16 protein-coding genes and 1 pseudogene are annotated in these 15,515 nt (G+C 69.3%); 1 reads left to right on the top strand and 16 read right to left on the bottom strand.

Features of this window, described 5'->3' with window-relative positions:
- Positions 1–16: 16 nt before the first annotated feature.
- The 12 genes from OG963_RS34900 to OG963_RS34845 all read right to left on the bottom strand — a co-directional run bounded on the left by OG963_RS34900 (position 17) and on the right by OG963_RS34845 (position 12,052).
- The gene (locus OG963_RS34900) at positions 17–2,848 is read right to left on the bottom strand and encodes an RNA helicase (RefSeq protein WP_093775498.1); all 2,832 of its coding nucleotides are present in this window, start codon (positions 2,846–2,848) and stop codon (positions 17–19) included.
- Positions 2,849–2,898: 50 nt separating this feature from the next.
- On the bottom strand, positions 2,899–3,789 hold the full coding sequence (locus tag OG963_RS34895) for a diacylglycerol kinase (RefSeq protein WP_093775164.1): 891 nt from the start codon (positions 3,787–3,789) through the stop codon (positions 2,899–2,901).
- Between the two features lie 18 nt (positions 3,790–3,807).
- Positions 3,808–4,758 carry a twin-arginine translocase subunit TatC gene (gene tatC, locus OG963_RS34890; RefSeq protein WP_030918471.1) on the bottom strand — a complete coding sequence of 317 codons (951 nt, stop codon included), beginning with the start codon at positions 4,756–4,758 and terminating at the stop codon, positions 3,808–3,810.
- A gap of 62 nt (positions 4,759–4,820) precedes the next feature.
- Positions 4,821–5,111, bottom strand: coding sequence for a Sec-independent protein translocase subunit TatA (gene tatA, locus OG963_RS34885; protein ID WP_030918467.1), 291 nt, complete (start codon positions 5,109–5,111; stop codon positions 4,821–4,823).
- 242 nt (positions 5,112–5,353) lie between these two features.
- Positions 5,354–5,551: a hypothetical protein gene (locus OG963_RS34880; protein ID WP_030918463.1), complete on the bottom strand. Its 198-nt coding sequence runs from the start codon at positions 5,549–5,551 to the stop codon at positions 5,354–5,356.
- Positions 5,552–5,570: 19 nt separating this feature from the next.
- Positions 5,571–5,864 (bottom strand): hypothetical protein, encoded by a 294-nt coding sequence (locus OG963_RS34875; RefSeq protein WP_030918461.1) that lies wholly within the window; start codon positions 5,862–5,864, stop codon positions 5,571–5,573.
- Between the two features lie 18 nt (positions 5,865–5,882).
- A complete protein-coding gene (locus OG963_RS34870) occupies positions 5,883–6,839 on the bottom strand; it encodes a YafY family protein (RefSeq protein ID WP_030918458.1) in 957 nt (318 codons plus the stop codon).
- 12 nt (positions 6,840–6,851) lie between these two features.
- Entirely contained in the window at positions 6,852–7,805 is a 954-nt protein-coding gene (locus tag OG963_RS34865) for a YafY family protein (protein WP_030918457.1), read from the bottom strand.
- Between the two features lie 140 nt (positions 7,806–7,945).
- Positions 7,946–8,317: an FKBP-type peptidyl-prolyl cis-trans isomerase gene (locus tag OG963_RS34860; RefSeq protein ID WP_030918454.1), complete on the bottom strand. Its 372-nt coding sequence runs from the start codon at positions 8,315–8,317 to the stop codon at positions 7,946–7,948.
- A gap of 43 nt (positions 8,318–8,360) precedes the next feature.
- Positions 8,361–9,296 (bottom strand): FKBP-type peptidyl-prolyl cis-trans isomerase, encoded by a 936-nt coding sequence (locus tag OG963_RS34855; protein ID WP_093775162.1) that lies wholly within the window; start codon positions 9,294–9,296, stop codon positions 8,361–8,363.
- A 125-nt stretch (positions 9,297–9,421) separates the two neighbouring features.
- Positions 9,422–10,783 carry a Pup--protein ligase gene (pafA, locus tag OG963_RS34850; protein ID WP_030918448.1) on the bottom strand — a complete coding sequence of 454 codons (1,362 nt, stop codon included), beginning with the start codon at positions 10,781–10,783 and terminating at the stop codon, positions 9,422–9,424.
- A gap of 9 nt (positions 10,784–10,792) precedes the next feature.
- Positions 10,793–12,052 (bottom strand): MFS transporter, encoded by a 1,260-nt coding sequence (locus tag OG963_RS34845; protein ID WP_093775160.1) that lies wholly within the window; start codon positions 12,050–12,052, stop codon positions 10,793–10,795.
- Between the two features lie 139 nt (positions 12,053–12,191).
- On the opposite strand from OG963_RS34845, the gene OG963_RS34840 reads away from it, so the two are divergent.
- Positions 12,192–13,223: a LacI family DNA-binding transcriptional regulator gene (locus OG963_RS34840; protein ID WP_093775158.1), complete on the top strand. Its 1,032-nt coding sequence runs from the start codon at positions 12,192–12,194 to the stop codon at positions 13,221–13,223.
- 53 nt (positions 13,224–13,276) lie between these two features.
- Here OG963_RS34840 and prcA read toward each other — a convergent pair whose 3' ends face one another.
- From prcA to OG963_RS34820, 4 genes and pseudogenes are all read right to left on the bottom strand, one after another.
- A complete protein-coding gene (gene prcA / locus OG963_RS34835; protein ID WP_319325423.1) occupies positions 13,277–14,107 on the bottom strand; it encodes a proteasome subunit alpha in 831 nt (276 codons plus the stop codon).
- A gap of 58 nt (positions 14,108–14,165) precedes the next feature.
- Complete coding sequence (gene prcB / locus OG963_RS34830) at positions 14,166–15,011, bottom strand: proteasome subunit beta (RefSeq protein WP_030918438.1); 846 nt, start codon at positions 15,009–15,011, stop codon at positions 14,166–14,168.
- Positions 14,963–15,154 (bottom strand): annotated as a pseudogene (locus tag OG963_RS34825) (endonuclease domain-containing protein); the annotation flags it as partial. The gene prcB and the pseudogene OG963_RS34825, both read right to left, overlap by 49 nt.
- 100 nt (positions 15,155–15,254) lie before the next feature.
- Positions 15,255–15,473, bottom strand: a complete 219-nt coding sequence (locus tag OG963_RS34820) for a ubiquitin-like protein Pup (protein ID WP_030918434.1) — start codon at positions 15,471–15,473, stop codon at positions 15,255–15,257.
- Positions 15,474–15,515 lie beyond the last annotated feature (42 nt).

Below are 15,515 nucleotides of genomic sequence, written 5' to 3'. Positions count from 1 at the left end.
GGTGGCCCAGGCCCCGTCACCCCACCGAGCTGTAAGCCACGACCCCCCGCAGCACCGCATCCATCGCCTTGCGCGCATTGCGAGCCACGGAGCTCTCCCCGCCGCCTGGTGCCGCAGCAGCGATCTGTCCCAGCACATCGATCACCTGCTTGCACCACCGCACGAAGTCCCCTGCCGGCATCTCCGCCTCGCGCAGCACCTCGTCCAGCGTCCGCCCCGACGCCCACATGTAGACCGCCCAGGCGAACCCGAGATCGGGTTCCCGCTGTCCGACCCCCTCCGCCTGGTTGATCTTGAAGTCCTCCTCCAGGGCGTCGAGCCGCCCCCAGATATGGACCATCTCGGCCATCGCCGTCTTCGCCGGCCCGGACGGCAGCTTCGGTGCCACCGCGTCGTCCGCCTGCCGCGCCTCGTACACCAGCGCCGACACACACGCGGCGAGTTCCGCCGGGTTCAGCCCCTCCCACACCCGGGCCCGCAGGCACTCGCTCGCCAGCAGGTCAAGCTCGCCGTACAGCCGGGCGAGCCGCCGCCCGTGCTCGGTGACCTCGTTGCCCCGCAGATAGTCCAGCTCGGTGAGGAGCGCGACGATCCGGTCGAAGGTGCGGGCAATCGTGTTCGTCCGCCCCTCGATCCGCCGCTCCAGCTGCTTCGTGTCCCGCTGCAGGCGGTGGTACCGCTCCGCCCACCGCGCATGGTCCTCGCGCTCGGCGCAACCATGGCAGGGGTGGGCCCGCAACTCGGCCCGGTAGCGGGCGATCTGCTGGTCGTCGGCGGCCTCGGCCCGGCCCCTGCGGTGCCGTTCCGGCACGATGTGCCCCGCCTTCGTCCGCAGCGCCGACGCGAGATCGCGCCTCGACTGCGGCGACCGCGGATTGAACGACTTGGGCACCCGCATCCGCTCCACGGCCTCGACCGGCACGGGGAAGTCGATCGCGGCGAGCCGCTTGACCTGTCGCTCGGAGGTCAGCACCAACGGCCGCGGCCCGTCGTAGTATTCGAGCCCCCGGTGCCCGTTGACCCGCCCGGCCGGCAGCCCCGGGTCCAGCACGAGCGCCAGCCCGGCGAACTTCCCGGTCGGCACGTGGATGACGTCGCCCGGCTTCAGCTTCTCCAGGGACGCCGCGGCCGCCGCCCGACGCTGCGACGCACCGTGCTTGGCGAGCTCCGTCTCCCGGTCCTTGAGGTCGCGGCGCAGCCGCGCGTACTCCTCGAAGTCACCGAGGTGGCAGGTCATGCCCTCGCGGTAACCCTCCAGGCCCTCCTCGTTCTTCTGCACCTGCCGGGAGATCCCGACGACCGACCGGTCGGCCTGGAACTGTGCGAACGAGGTCTCCAGCAGCTCGCGCGACCGGTGCCGCCCGAACTGCTGCACCAGGTTGACGGCCATGTTGTACGAGGGCCGGAAGCTGGACCGCAGCGGATAGGTGCGCGTACCCGCGAGTCCGGCCAGCGCTCCCGGGTCCATGCCACGCTGCCACAGCACCACCGCGTGGCCCTCGACATCGATCCCGCGCCGCCCGGCACGACCGGTCAGCTGGGTGTACTCGCCGGGGGTGATGTCCGCATGCTGCTCGCCGTTCCACTTGACGAGTTTCTCCAACACCACGGAGCGCGCGGGCATGTTGATGCCGAGGGCGAGGGTCTCCGTCGCGAAGACCGCCTTGACCAGCCCGCGTACGAACAGTTCCTCGACGACCTCCTTGAAGGTCGGCAGCATGCCCGCGTGGTGCGCCGCGATGCCCCGCTCCAGCCCTTCGAGCCACTCGTAGTAGCCGAGGACATGGAGGTCCTCGCCGGGGATGGACGCGGTCCGCTCCTCGACGATCTCCCGCACCAGCCGGCGCCTGTCCTCGTCGTTGAGCCGCAGTCCGGCCTGCAGACACTGCTGTACGGCGGCCTCGCAGCCGGCCCGGCTGAAGATGAACGTGATCGCGGGCAGCAGCCCTTCCGCGTCCAGCCGGTCGATGACCTCGGGCCTGGACGGGGTCCAGATCCGGCTGCGCTGGCGCCGCTCACGCTCGCGGTCCGCCTCGCGCACCATCTTTCCGCGTCGGCGCTCGCGCGGGTTGTACCCGCGCTGGTTCTCCATGCGGGCGAGCCGGACGAGGTCGGGGTTGACCTCGCGGCGCCCGGCGCCACGGCCGCCGTGGTCGGTCTCCTCCTCGAAGAGGTCGTACATCCGGCGGCCGGCCAGGACGTGCTGCCAGAGCGGCACGGGCCGGCTCTCGGCGACGATGACCTCGGTGTCACCGCGGACGGTGTCCAGCCAGTCGCCGAACTCCTCTGCGTTGGACACGGTGGCCGACAGCGACACCAGCGTCACCGAATCCGGCAGATGAATGATCACTTCCTCCCACACCGCGCCGCGGAAGCGGTCGGAGAGGTAGTGCACCTCGTCCATCACGACATGGCCGAGGCCACGGAGCGCCTGCGAGCCCGCGTACAACATGTTCCGCAGCACTTCGGTGGTCATGACGACCACCGGGGCATCGGCGTTGACACTGTTGTCGCCGGTCAGCAGGCCGACCTTGTCCGCGCCGTAGCGCTTGACCAGATCGGCGTACTTCTGGTTCGACAGGGCCTTGATGGGTGTGGTGTAGAAGCACTTGCGGCCCTGGCGGAGCGCGAGATGCACGGCGAACTCGCCGACGATCGTCTTGCCCGACCCGGTCGGGGCGGCGACCAGCACCCCCTTCCCCGCTTCCAGGGCCTTGCATGCCTCTATCTGGAACGGGTCCAGATCGAACTCGTACATCTCGCGGAAGGGCGCGAGTGCCGTGGCCTGCTCGGCGGCGCGGATCCGGAATGCCTGGTATCGCTCAGCTGGTGAGAGGTCCTCTGTCATCTTGCTTACGAGCGTACCCGTCACCTCTGACAGTCAGCGCGATCTTTATTTCACCGAGCAAGAACCCTGACCGCGCCCGGCACACACGTCGCGGTGAGCGGCAGCGCACCGAGCGGTTCGCCGTCCGCGTAGGCGGTGACGGAGGCGGCGGCCAGCTCGATCGACGAGACCCGGTGCACGGTGACCGCGGGGTGGTCGAGGTGCGTGCCCCGGTAGACCCGGGGGAACACCTTGAGCAGCGTCGTACGGCTGCAGTCGCCGACGACGGTCACGTCGAAGAGCCCGTCGTCCATGACGGCGTCCGCACAGATCCGCATGCCCCCGCCGTAGGTGGAGCCGTTGCCGACCGCGATGAGCGTCGCCTCGATCTCCTGGGCCGGCCCGCCGTCGAGCCTGATGCGGTACGGGATCGTCCGGAACGCGGCGAGTTCGGCGAGGATCGCGAGGTCGTACTTGAACCGTCCGCCGACCCAGCGCATCCGGTTGCCCCGGTCGTTGACCCGGGAGTCGAAGCCGGAGGCGAGCACGGACCCGAACCACCGGTCACCGACCCGGCCGAGGTCGATGTCCCGGATCGCCCCGCCCTTGAGCGCCTCGGCGGCCAGCCGGCCCGCGGCGGCCGGGTCCCGTATCGGCAGACCTAGGGCGCGGGCGAAGTCGTTGCCGGTACCGACGGCGATCACACCGAGCGGCGTCATGGTCCCGGCCACGGCCTGGAGGGCGAGGGACATCATGCCGTCCCCGCCCACGGCTATCAGTGCGCCGGTCCCGCCGTCGACTGCCTCACGGGCCCGCCGCAGCGCGTCGTCGGCGTCCTCGCCCAGGACCGTACGTACGGAGAAGCCGGCGTCCCGCAACGCGGAAGCGGCCGGCTGCGCGGCGTGCGCGCCCCGGCCGCGTCCTGCGGTGGGATTGACGAAAAGGGTGATCTCGCTGGTCACCCGGGGGACCTTACAAGGTCAGGTGATGTCGTCGTAACCGTTCACCCGGTCACGGTCCGGCCCCGACTGCGCCGGCAGCGACCTGACGGACGAGACCGGTTCGATCTCACCCACGTCCTCGGGGGTGAGGTCCAGCTCCGACGCCTCGTCGTCGGCGGGCCCCTCCGCCGCACGCTGTGCCTTGCGGCGGTCGTTGAGGAGCGAGAGCGCCGTCGCGCAGAAGTACAGGACCCAGATCGGCCCGGCGAGCGCCAGCATGGTCAGCGGGTCGGTACTGGGCGTCGCCAGTGCGGCGAAGACCGTGATGCCCATGATCATGCCGCGCCACCAGCCGAGCATCCGCTTGCCCGTGATGACGCCGCCGAGGTTCAGCATGACGAGCAGCAGGGGCAGCTCGAAGGAGAGCCCGAAGACCACCACCATGCGCGTGATCAGGTCCAGCAGGTCGTCGAGCGGCAGCTGGTTGTCCAGACCGGCCGGCGAGAAGTCCAGCAGGACCTTGGCCATCGTGGGCAGCGTCTTGTACGCGAAGAAGCCACCGGCGAGGAAGAGCGGGAAGCCCGCGCCGACGAAGGCCAGCGAGTACTTCTTCTCGTGCCTGTGCAGACCCGGGGCGATGAACGCCCAGAGCTGGTAGAGCCAGATCGGCGACGAAAGGACGACGCCTGCCATCAGGGAGACCTTGAGCGCAAGGGTGAACGGCGTCAGCAGGCCGTTCAGGACGATGCGCGCACAGGTGCCGTCCTCCTGCTTGGCGAGTTCGGCGAAGCTCGAATCGCAACCGACCGCCTTCAGCACCGGGTCGGTGAAGAACTCGATGATCCCCTTGTAGAAGAACGCGGCGACGATCGTGACGACGACGATCGCCAGCAGAGCCTTCGCCAGCCGGTTGCGCAGCTCACGCAGGTGCTCCACCAAGGGCATGCGGCCCTCGGGGTCCGTCTCCTGTTTGCGGGCAGACTTGAGCAACCCACGTCCTCATCTCGTGCAGCAGGCCGTCACCGATCACGGCGCCTGCGTCGGCCCAGTTGTCAGCGGTTGGTCGAGTCGGTCGGCTCGGCGACCGGCCGCGAACTCGTCACATCGCCGGGCGCGGCCTTGATCGTGCGCGGGGCCGCCTGGTCCTGAGCGGGGTCGTGCGGCGGGTCGGCGGGAGTGGCCGACGGGTTGCCTTCCGACTTCATGGCCTTGGCCTCGCTCTTGAGGATGCGGGCCGACTTGCCGAGCGAGCGAGCCATGTCAGGAAGCTTCTTCGCGCCGAACAGCAGAACAATGACGACGAGGATCAGGATGATCTCGGGAGCGCCGAGCCTTCCGAACATATGCGTGTACCTTCTCACCGAGGCAGCAGGGGTGGGGCTGATCGAACGTCGGACAGACGTCCGATCTTCGTACTGTCAGCGATCGTATCCCGCAGGAGTAAACGCAGGGCAATACCCATGCATCCTTGCGATTACGGCCCATGCCTCGCTCTCAGGGCCGCCAGTGCAGCGTACCCCCCGAACCTGAGAAACTGGAGGCCGCGCCCTCCCCCGATCGACCGGCCCGGCCCGAAAGACCCGGCCTACCGCAGGGATTCGCCGGTGGCTGCGAGGTCAGTGGCGGCCCGTTCGAGATCCTCGGCCGCCCGATTGATCCGCTGAGTGGTGCGGGTCACCTGGTGCCCCAGGCGCTGGGCCTCGACGAAGACCTTGACGGCCAGCACGCCGAGGACGGCGATGCCGAGGAACCCCAGGGCGATGGCGAGCATGGGCCAGAACATGCGCAGAGCCTCGATATGTCTAGGTGGGCCGGTGTCCGGAGTGCTGCAGCCCGGTGTGGAGGCGGAGCGTCCGTACACCGCCGCCGGTCAGGAGCTCGATGATCCGCTCCCCGGCCGGCTTGCGGACGGCTGCCCCGCACTCGGGGCAGGTGAAGGAGTAGAACGTCGTACGGCGGCTGGCGCCGATGGCGAGGCGCAGGGCACCCGCCGCGAGCTCGAATCGCCCGCGACAGTCCGGGCAGGCCGCCTTGAACCGTACGGACTCGGGTACCACCACGGTCGAGATACCCGACACCACAGACATATTGCTCATATCTCCTCAGGTATCCGCTCAGGCCGGGCCGTCATAGGCGGCCAGCGCGGCCCGCGCCGCCTGCCGCGCACTCTGCGCCAGCTCCGGCGGGGCGACGATGTGCCCGTCCCCGCCGAGGCGCAGCGCGAGCCTGCGCAGCGAGGCCGGGTCGGGGGTGCGCAACGTGATCCGCAGCCCGCCGTCGGCCAGCTCCTCCGCGCTGTCGTGCGGGTAGTACTCGGCGACCCAGCGGCCACCGGGCCCCACCTCGATCACGACCTCGGGATCCTCGGCCGCCGGCTGCACCAGCCCCTCGGAGAGATCCCTCAGTTCCAGCTCCGGGGGCGCTGAAGGCTCGTCCAGCAGCCGGATCTCGGCGACCCGGTCGAGCCGGAACGTGCGCCGGTCCTCGGAGAGCCGGCACCAGGCCTCCATGTACGTGTGCCCGACGGCGAACAGCCGGATCGGGTCCACCTCACGCTCGGTGAGCTCGTCGCGCGCGGGCGAGTAGTACCGCAGCCACAGCCTGCGCCGCTCGGAGATCGCCCGGTCGACATCGGCGAAGACGCCGCCCTCCGACTCGAAGGTGACCGAGAGCCGGGCGCTCGCCGCCGCCGCCTCGCCGGCCGCCGTCTCCAGCTTGGCGGTCGCCCGCAGCAACGCCTGCCGGTCGCTCTCCCGCAGCCCCGGCAGCGTGGCCACGGCGCGCGCGGCGACGAGCAGAGCCGTCGCCTCGTCGGCCGCGAGCCGCAGCGGCTCGGCCACGTCGTCCGGGTTGTGCCACCAGATCCGGTCGCCGTCGGTGTCGATGTCCAGCAGGTCGCCGCCGCGGAAGCTCGTCCCGCACATGGGGAGCACATCGAGGTCCGAGATCAGCTCGTCCTCGGTGATCCCGAAAGCACGGGCGACGTCCTGCACATGGGCGCCGGGGCGCTCCCGCAGATACGTCACCAGGGACAGCATCCGGCGCGTCTGGTCGATCGCGTTCGTCGCCATGAATACGTCCCCTCAGTCCTTGGCCACGGCGCGCAGCCGGTCCACCACGTCGGCCCGCAGATCCGCGGGTTCCCGCACGACGACGTCCGGGCCGAACTCGACGAGCCAGGCATCCAGACCGTGTCCGTACGGGATCTCCAACTCGTCCCAGCCGTCCCCGAGTTCCCGCACGGATATCGCGCGCGACCGCAGCGGGTAACCGGACCCCGATCGCAGCCTGATCAGCGCGGTCCGGGTCGCCGTCTCCCCCGCCCAGCTCTCCACGGTCTCCCGGACGGTCACCACATCGGGCACCTCGGCGGTGAAGGCGCCGGCCCTCGAGCGGACCCGGCCGGTGATCCTGGACAGCCGGAACACCCGCTCGGCGCCACGCTCCCGGTCCCAGCCCGCCAGATACCAGTGGCCGCGCCAGCACTCCAGTGTCCAGGGCTCGACCTGGCGCTGCTCGGGCCGGGCGGCGTTGGCCTTGCGGTAGTCGAAGGTGACCGGACGGCGGTCGCGGCACGCCAGCATCAACGGCTCGAACGCGGTCTCATGCACCGGAATACGGGGTTCGAGCGCACTGTGCACCTCGTACGCGTCCTCGGCCTCCGGCATCCCCGCGGCCCGCAGCTTCTGCAGCGCACCGCTGGCCGCACCGGCCAGCCGCGCCTGCTGCCAGACCTTCGCGGCCAGACCGAGCGCCGCGGCCTCCTCGGCGTCCAGCGTGATCGGCGGCAGCCGGTTGCTGTCCCGGCGCGCCAGATAACCGGTGTCGCCGTCCAGGTTGTCCACGGTCTCGATGACCAGACCGAGCTCGCGCAGATCGTCCTTGTCGCGCTCGAACATCCGGTTGAAGGCGTCGTCGGAGCCCGCTTCCAGATACGCCTCGATGGACCCGCGCAGCTCGCGCTTGCTGAGCGGGCGCCGGGTCCCCAGCAGGCACAGCGCCAGGTTCATCAGCCGCTCGGCCTTGGCAATGGCCATCGACGCCCCTTTTCTACTTGCTCCACGACGATCGACCGTACCGCTCCCGGGTGTCCGGACAAAAGCGAGGGCCCACGCCGGACGGAACGAGGGCCCGTGCAGTCCAGCACGGGCCCTCGTGATGCGTCCGGGGACAGATATCAGACGGCGACCAGGTCGCAGACGAAGATCAGCGTCTCGCCCGGGGCGATACGGCCGCCGGCGCCGCGGTCACCGTAGGCGAGGTGCGCGGGGATGGTCAGCTGGCGACGGCCGCCGACCTTCATGCCCTGCACGCCCTGGTCCCAGCCGGAGATGACCTGCCCGACACCGAGCTGGAACTGCAGCGGGGTGCCGCGGTTCCAGGAGGCGTCGAACTCCTCGCCGGTGGAGAAGGCCACGCCCACGTAGTGGACCTTGACCATGTCGCCGGCCTTGGCGATCGCGCCGTCGCCCTCCCAGATGTCCTTGATCTCCAGGTCGGCCGGCGGCTCGCCACCCGGGAAGTCGATCTCGGGCTTCTCGATGCTCACTGAACTGCTCCTCCAAATGATGAACTGGACAACCGGGACAGTCTTACATCTTTGCCAGCAGGTCCACGGCGAACACCAGGGTGGACTTGGCGGGGATGGACTGCTGCGCCTTGTCGCCGAACGCCTGGTCCGGCGGGATCACCAGCAGGACACGGCTGCCGATCTTCTTGCCGATCAGACCGTTCTTCAGGCCCTTGAGCGTGACCTGCGCCAGCGGGAAGGTCTGAGTCTTGCCCTGGGCGTAGGTGCTGTCGAACGTCTTTCCGTCCTTCCACAGCAGGCCCACGTAGTTCACGACGACGCTGTCGGTCTCCTTGATGACGTCACCGTCGGACTCCAGGATGTAGTTGGAGACCAGCTTCGTCGGCGGGTCGGTCTTCTCCGGGATCTTCACCGACGGCGCCTTGCCGTCGGTGTTGACGCCCACCTTCGGCAGATCGACGTTGTCCTGGGCGACCGCGGTGCCCTTGGCGGACGCCGGGATCTGTGTGGCCTTCAGGATGTCCACGACGAAGACGAGAGTGGCGTTCGGCTTGATGTCGCCCTGGCCCTGCGGGCCGTAACCGAGGTCCGGCGGAATGACCAGCTGGACGCGACTGCCGACCTTCTGGCCGACGAGGCCCTGGTCCCAGCCCTTGATGACCATGCCCGCACCGAGCGTCAGATCGAAGGGCTGCTTGCGGTCGAAACTGTTGTCGAACGGCTTGGTGGAGTCCCACGCCTGTCCGAGGTAGTTGACCTGGATCGCGTCGCCGTTCTTGAGCTTCGCGCCATCACCTTCGCTGATGACCTGCGTCTTCAGCTCCTTGGGCGGATCGCCCTGTCCCTTGGACAAGGTGGGCTTCTCTCCGAACTTCGCACCCGCGGTGATCGCGGGGAATCCGTTCTTCGAGGCGGAGTCGGAGCCCTTGCCGTCGCCACCGCACGCCGCCGTCAACAGCAGCAGGGGGACAACGAGAAGGGCGGCAAGTCGGCGCACTGGTTCCTCAGATCTCAGACGACACAGATGGTTGAGTCCCCGACACTCTAGGGCGTGCACAGGGCCCCGTACGAGGACGTACGGGGCCCGAGTCGCACAAGTGCCGGGGCGCGTCCTGCGCCGGCTCACATACCCGCGATCAACTTCTCCACTCGGTCGTCCACCGAACGGAACGGGTCCTTGCACAACACCGTGCGCTGTGCCTGGTCGTTGAGCTTGAGATGGACCCAGTCGACGGTGAAGTCCCGCCGCTGCTCCTGCGCCCTTCGGATGAAGTCGCCGCGCAGCCGCGCCCGGGTGGTCTGCGGGGGCACCGACTTGCCCTCGAAGATCTTCAGGTCGTTGCAGATACGGGTGGCCTGCCCCTTCCGCTCCAGCAGGTAGTACAGCCCGCGCCGACGGTGGATGTCGTGGTACGCGAGATCTATCTGGGCGACTCGCGGATGCGACATGGTCATGTTGTGCTTGGCCCGGTACCGCTCGATGAGCTTGTACTTCATCACCCAGTCGATCTCGGTGTCGATCCGGTCGAGGTCCTCGGCCTCGATCGCGTCGAGCGTGCGGCCCCACAGCTCCAGGACCTGGGCGACGGTGCCGGTGCGGATGCCTCGGCGATCGACGAAGTCCGCGGCCTTCTCGTAGTACTCGCGCTGCACCTCGATGGCCGACGCCTCGCGGCCGCTGGCGAGGCGGACCTTGCGCTGCCCCGTGATGTCGTGGCTGACCTCGCGGATCGCCCGGATCGGGTTCTCCAGCGTCAGATCGCGCATCACCGTGCCCGCTTCGATCATCCGGAGCACCAGGTCCGTCGCGCCGACCTTGAGCAGCATCGTCGTCTCGGACATGTTCGAGTCGCCGACGATGACATGGAGGCGGCGGTACCGCTCCGCGTCGGCGTGCGGTTCGTCACGCGTGTTGATGATCGGACGGGAGCGCGTCGTCGCGGAACTGACGCCCTCCCAGATGTGCTCGGCACGCTGGCTGACGCAGTAGACCGCGCCTCGCGGGGTCTGCAGCACCTTGCCCGCTCCGCAGAGCAGCTGCCTCGTGACGAGGAAGGGAATGAGGATGTCCGCGAGCCGGGAGAATTCTCCGTGCCGTGCCACGAGGTAGTTCTCATGACACCCGTAGGAGTTTCCCGCCGAATCGGTGTTGTTCTTGAAGAGATAGACGTCGCCCGCGATTCCCTCCTCGTGCAGGCGGCGTTCGGCGTCGACGAGCAGGCCTTCGAGAATGCGCTCGCCTGCCTTGTCGTGGGTGACCAGCTCGGTCAGATTGTCGCATTCGGGGGTTGCATATTCCGGATGCGATCCCACGTCGAGGTAGAGGCGGGCGCCGTTCCGCAGAAAGACATTGCTGCTGCGGCCCCATGACACAACACGGCGGAAGAGGTAGCGCGCCACTTCGTCAGGAGACAGTCGGCGCTGTCCCCTGAACGTGCACGTGACGCCGTACTCGTTCTCCAGCCCGAAAATGCGGCGGTCCATGACTGAACATTACGCCTTATGGCCCGAGCTGAAACCGGGTTCGACAGCACCGTTTCGATCATTTTCCGATACCCGCACAGCAACCGCCGTACGCCCGGGAACTGCGAGGACCCTTCCCGTGGCCAGCAGAACCAGCAGCGCAACCACCCCACCGGCCCCCGCGACGGCGAAGCCCTGCGCCGTTCCGCCCAGCTCTACGGCCGGGCCTGCCAAGGCCGTTCCGGCCGCCGCGCCGACCCCGAACGTCGTCACGAGCCAGGAGAACGCCTCCGTCACCGTGCCCCGCGGAGCATGCCGGTCCACCACGATGAACGAGCACGCGATCGCGGGCGCCAGGAACACCCCGGCGAATGCGGCCAGTACGGTCATCGGCACCACCCCGGGCGTGAGCATCAACGGCAGATAGCCGAGTGCCAGCAGCGCGACGATGGCCCGCAGCCTGCGCTCCGGAGCCCCGGTCCACTGCCACGCCCCGTACGCCACGCCGCCGATCAGCGCGCCCAGTCCGAGCGCGGCCATCAGCCAGCCGTACACCGACTCCCGGCCGTGGTCGTCGGCGTACGCGACACCGGCCACCGTGATCGACCCCAGGGCGAGCCCGACGAAGAAGAAGGAACCGAGCAGCGCCAGCAGGCCCGGTGACCGCAGAGCGCCCAGCCAGTGCGCCTCACGGGGCGCCGAACGCCAGGTGCGGGAGGGCTCCGAGATCACCACCGAGAGTGCCCCGAGGACCCCGATCGCGTTGATGACGAGCAGCGCGGCGGCGGGCGACCAGAGCGAGACCAGCACCGTCACCATCAGCGGCCCCACCGTGAACATGACCTCCTGGGCCACCGCGTCCATGGCGTACGCGCGGTGCACCCGGTCCTCGTGCCCCAGGACCGTCGGCCACAGGGCCCGCAGGCCGCCCTCCAGCGGCGGTGTGCAGACGCCGGCCACGATCACGGCCGCGTAGGCCAACGGGAGCGATCCGAGGCCCGCCAGGGCCAGCAGGGCCATGCCCAGCGCGGACAGCACGGCCGCGGGGAGCTGGACGCGAGGCTGGCCGTGCAGGTCCACGGCCCGGCCCAGCAGTGGCTGCCCGACCGCCGTGGAGAGGCCGTACACCGCCGCGAGCGCCCCCGCGAGGGTGTAGCTGCCGCCCTCGGCGCGGGTGAACAGGACGATCGCGATGTGCGCGGTGCCGCTGGGCAGCCGGCCCACCAGTGTGCCGACCAGCAGCCGGGTGGCATGCCGCGCCCGGAGGATGTCCAGAAATCCCGCGGCCATGTCTCGCCCCCATCTCTCTCGGACGTCCTTCCGACGCCCGACGTTTTACGTATAACGTCGAGGTTCATACGTACCATGTGCCCAGTCCACAGGTCCACCGCACCGCACGCACCAGCACCGCACCCGTCCGGAGGTCCCCGTGACCAGCGCATCACAGCCCGCCCCGGCCCGGCCCACCAGCCGCGACGTCGCGCGGGCCGCAGGCGTCTCGCAGGCCACCGTCTCCCTCGTGCTGGGTGACAAGTGGCGTGGCAGGGTCTCCGAGGCCACCGCCGAGCGTGTCCGCAGCGCCACCCAGGACCTCGGCTACCGGCCGAATCTCGCCGCCCGCAGCCTCCGCCTCGGCCGCACCAGGACGGCGCTGCTGGTCGTCCCCGCCCTCACGAACGAGTTCTTCGCCCGCGTCTACACCGGTGCCGCCGCGGTCGCCGCGGAGCATGGCTTCGGGGTCGTCCTGTACCCCTCCCCCGACGGCACGGGACCGGCCCGGGACCCCTTCGCCTCCGCCCGCGCCGCACTCGACGGGGTCATCGCCTCCTCGATGGCCGCCGACGCACTCGGCGCCCTGCACGGCGCCGACCTGCCCCTGGTCATGCTGGACAGCGACCCCTCGGACACGGGCGTCGCGGCCCGCGTCAACCTCGACATCGCCGACGGCATGCGGCAGGTGACGGACCATCTGCTCACCCTCGGCCACCGCCGCTTCATCCATCTCGCGTCGGCCATCGATTCCTGGACCTTCGCCGTCCGCGCCCGGGCCGTCCACGACGCCGTACAGGGGGTGCCGGGCGCCGTCGTACGGACCGTGCCGGCAGCGCTCGACGTGCGGGCCGGCCGGGAGGCCGCGGAGCACGCGCTGGCCGCTCCGGGCCCCCGGCCGACCGCGATCATCTGCGACGACGACATCCTCGCCGCGGGCGCCTGCAAGGCGGCCCGTCGGCTCGGGCTCCGGGTCCCCGACGACGTCTCCGTCACCGGCTTCGACGATCTGGCCCTGGCGACCGCCGTCGAACCCGAACTCACCACCGTGCGTCTCCCCGCGGAGCAGGTCGGCGAGCGCGGCATGAGCGCTCTGCTGGCCGTCCTGGACGGCCGCCCGGCCGAACCCGGCAGCCTGCCCGTGCACCTGGTCGTGCGCGGCTCCTCCGCACCCCCACCGCACCGGTCATGACTGTGCCCCGGCCCGCCGGGAACGGCGGACCGGGGCACGGTCACAGCGACGGGCTACTTGTTGTCGGGGGACTCCACGTCGCCACCCGAATCGGTGGACCCGGTGGCATCCGTGGTGCTCGCGGAGGACCCGGAACCCTCGCCGTCCTCGATGTCGGAGGGGGCGTCCGTCGGCGCGGAGCCACCGTCCGCCTCCAGCAGCCGTGCCAGCTGCCGCCCGACGATCCGCTTGAACTTCCGCTGCTGAGGCCTCGTACGGTCCAGGACCGCAACCTCGAGACGCTCGGCGGGGATCTCCCGCTCACTCCCGTTGGGATCACGGGACAGCGCCTGCACGGCCAGTTTGAGCGCCTCGGCCAGCGTCATCCCGTCCCGGTGGCGCTGGTCCAGGAACGTACTGATCTGCTCCGCGTTGCCGCCGACCGCGACGGAGCCGTGCTCGTCCACGATCGAGCCGTCGTGCGGCAGCCGGTAGATCTGGTCGCCCTCGGGCCTGGTGCCGACTTCGGCGACCACCAGCTCCACCTCGTACGGCTTCTCGGCCGCACTGGAGAAAATGGTGCCCAGCGTCTGCGCATAGACGTTGGCCAGTCCGCGGGCCGTCACATCGTCACGGTCGTACGTGTATCCGCGCAGATCTGCGTACCGGACACCGCCGATGCGCAGATTCTCGTATTCGTTGTACTTACCGGCAGCGGCGAACCCGATCCGGTCATAGATCTCGCTGAACTTGTGCAGCGCACGGGACGGGTTCTCGCCGACGAACACAATGCCGTCGGCGTACTGCAGCACAACCAGGCTGCGACCACGGGCGATGCCCTTCCGGGCGTATTCCGCCCGGTCGGCCATGGCCTGCTGAGGTGAGACATAGAACGGCGTCGACACCGGCTATCCGTCCCTTTCTGTCAGTGACGAGTCCATCGAAGAGGCCCTGGAACCGGGATCAGAGCAGCGCGGCACGCGGGCCGTCGGGCTGTTCCATCCGGCGCTCCAGGATCGCCCGGGCGATCTCGGAGGATTCCGCCTCGGTGAGCTTCCTGAAGCCCTCGTCGGTGATGACGGTGACGATCGGATAGATCCGCCGGGCCACATCCGGACCACCGGTCGCCGAGTCGTCGTCCGCGGCGTCGTACAGAGCCTGTACGACCAGGGTGAGCGTCTGCTGCTCCGTCAGGTCCTCGCGGTAGAGCTTCTTCATCGAGCCGCGGGCGAAGATCGAACCGGAGCCGGTGGCCGCATAGCCGAGCTCCTCGGACCGCCCGCCGGTGACGTCGTACGAGAAGATCCGGCCCTTCTCCCGGTCGACGTCGAAGCCGGCGAAGAGCGGGACCACGGCGAGGCCCTGCATGGCCATGGCCAGATTGCTGCGGATCATCGTGGAGAGCCGGTTCGCCTTGCCCTCCAGGGAGAGCTGGGCTCCCTCGACCTTCTCGAAGTGCTCCAGCTCCAGCTGGAAGAGTTTGACCATCTCCACCGCGAGACCGGCCGTGCCGGCGATGCCCACCGCCGAGTACTCGTCGGCCGGGAAGACCTTCTCGATGTCGCGCTGCGCGATCATGTTGCCCATGGTCGCCCGCCGGTCACCGGCGAGCACCACGCCGCCCGGGAACGTCGCGGCGACGATGGTCGTCCCGTGCGGCGCCTCGATGGCCCCCTGCAGGGGCGGCAGGTGCCGGTTGCCCGGGAGCATCTCGGGCGACTGGTCGGACAGGAAGTCCATGAACGAAGAGGATCCCGGCGTCAGGAAGGCAGCTGGTAGACGCCCGGTGCTACGAGTGTTGGCTTCCACGCGTTTCCCTCCAGGTAAGCGATGGCCCTGCGGAAGGTGTCAGGATCATCTCCCAACGTGCCGATGGCCGAATTGCAGTTGAAGCACGGTACGCCACGGACCCTACCCGTCTCGTGGCGGTGATCCACATGGTCTGCAGGGGAAGCTTGCGAAGTCCGAAGTGCCGGTTGCGGCCGCGCGGCACGGGCCTCCTTCGCCCGCACCGCGCGCACCACACCACTCCCCCTTGTTCACATGAGTGGACTACTGTCCACCCTTCTGAACGAAGGAACGGACGAAGTCCTCGGCGTTCTCCTCCAAGACGTCGTCGATCTCGTCCAGAACCGAGTCGACATCGTCGCTCAGCTTCTCCTGCCGCTCCTTGAGGTCCTCCGAAGCCTGCGCTTCCTGCGCCTGCTCCTCGACCTCCTCGGTGGAGCGTGTCGCCTTCTGCTGTCCGCCGCCGGTGTCCTTGGTCGCCATGTAGCTCACCCCGCTCGGTTCGAAGCACTTGATCAGACCCTA

Origin of the sequence: Streptomyces sp. NBC_01707 (genome assembly GCF_041438805.1) — a bacterium.
GTDB lineage: Bacteria > Actinomycetota > Actinomycetes > Streptomycetales > Streptomycetaceae > Streptomyces.
The sequence above is the reverse complement of the archived record's forward strand: the minus strand, read 5'-3'. Positions and strand labels throughout refer to the sequence as shown.

What these genes read in the sequence shown, in the direction of transcription:
- tatA (WP_030918467.1), bottom strand. Translation starts at nt 5,111, where the DNA reads ATGTTCGGAAGGCTCGGCGCTCCCGAGATCATCCTGATCCTCGTCGTC.
- OG963_RS34845 (WP_093775160.1), bottom strand. Translation starts at nt 12,052, where the DNA reads ATGGCCGCGGGATTTCTGGACATCCTCCGGGCGCGGCATGCCACCCGG.
- OG963_RS34875 (WP_030918461.1), bottom strand. Translation starts at nt 5,864, where the DNA reads ATGAGCAATATGTCTGTGGTGTCGGGTATCTCGACCGTGGTGGTACCC.
- pafA (WP_030918448.1), bottom strand. Translation starts at nt 10,783, where the DNA reads ATGGACCGCCGCATTTTCGGGCTGGAGAACGAGTACGGCGTCACGTGC.
- OG963_RS34820 (WP_030918434.1), bottom strand. Translation starts at nt 15,473, where the DNA reads ATGGCGACCAAGGACACCGGCGGCGGACAGCAGAAGGCGACACGCTCC.
- OG963_RS34900 (WP_093775498.1), bottom strand. Translation starts at nt 2,848, where the DNA reads ATGACAGAGGACCTCTCACCAGCTGAGCGATACCAGGCATTCCGGATC.
- OG963_RS34865 (WP_030918457.1), bottom strand. Translation starts at nt 7,805, where the DNA reads ATGGCCATTGCCAAGGCCGAGCGGCTGATGAACCTGGCGCTGTGCCTG.
- OG963_RS34870 (WP_030918458.1), bottom strand. Translation starts at nt 6,839, where the DNA reads ATGGCGACGAACGCGATCGACCAGACGCGCCGGATGCTGTCCCTGGTG.
- OG963_RS34880 (WP_030918463.1), bottom strand. Translation starts at nt 5,551, where the DNA reads ATGTTCTGGCCCATGCTCGCCATCGCCCTGGGGTTCCTCGGCATCGCC.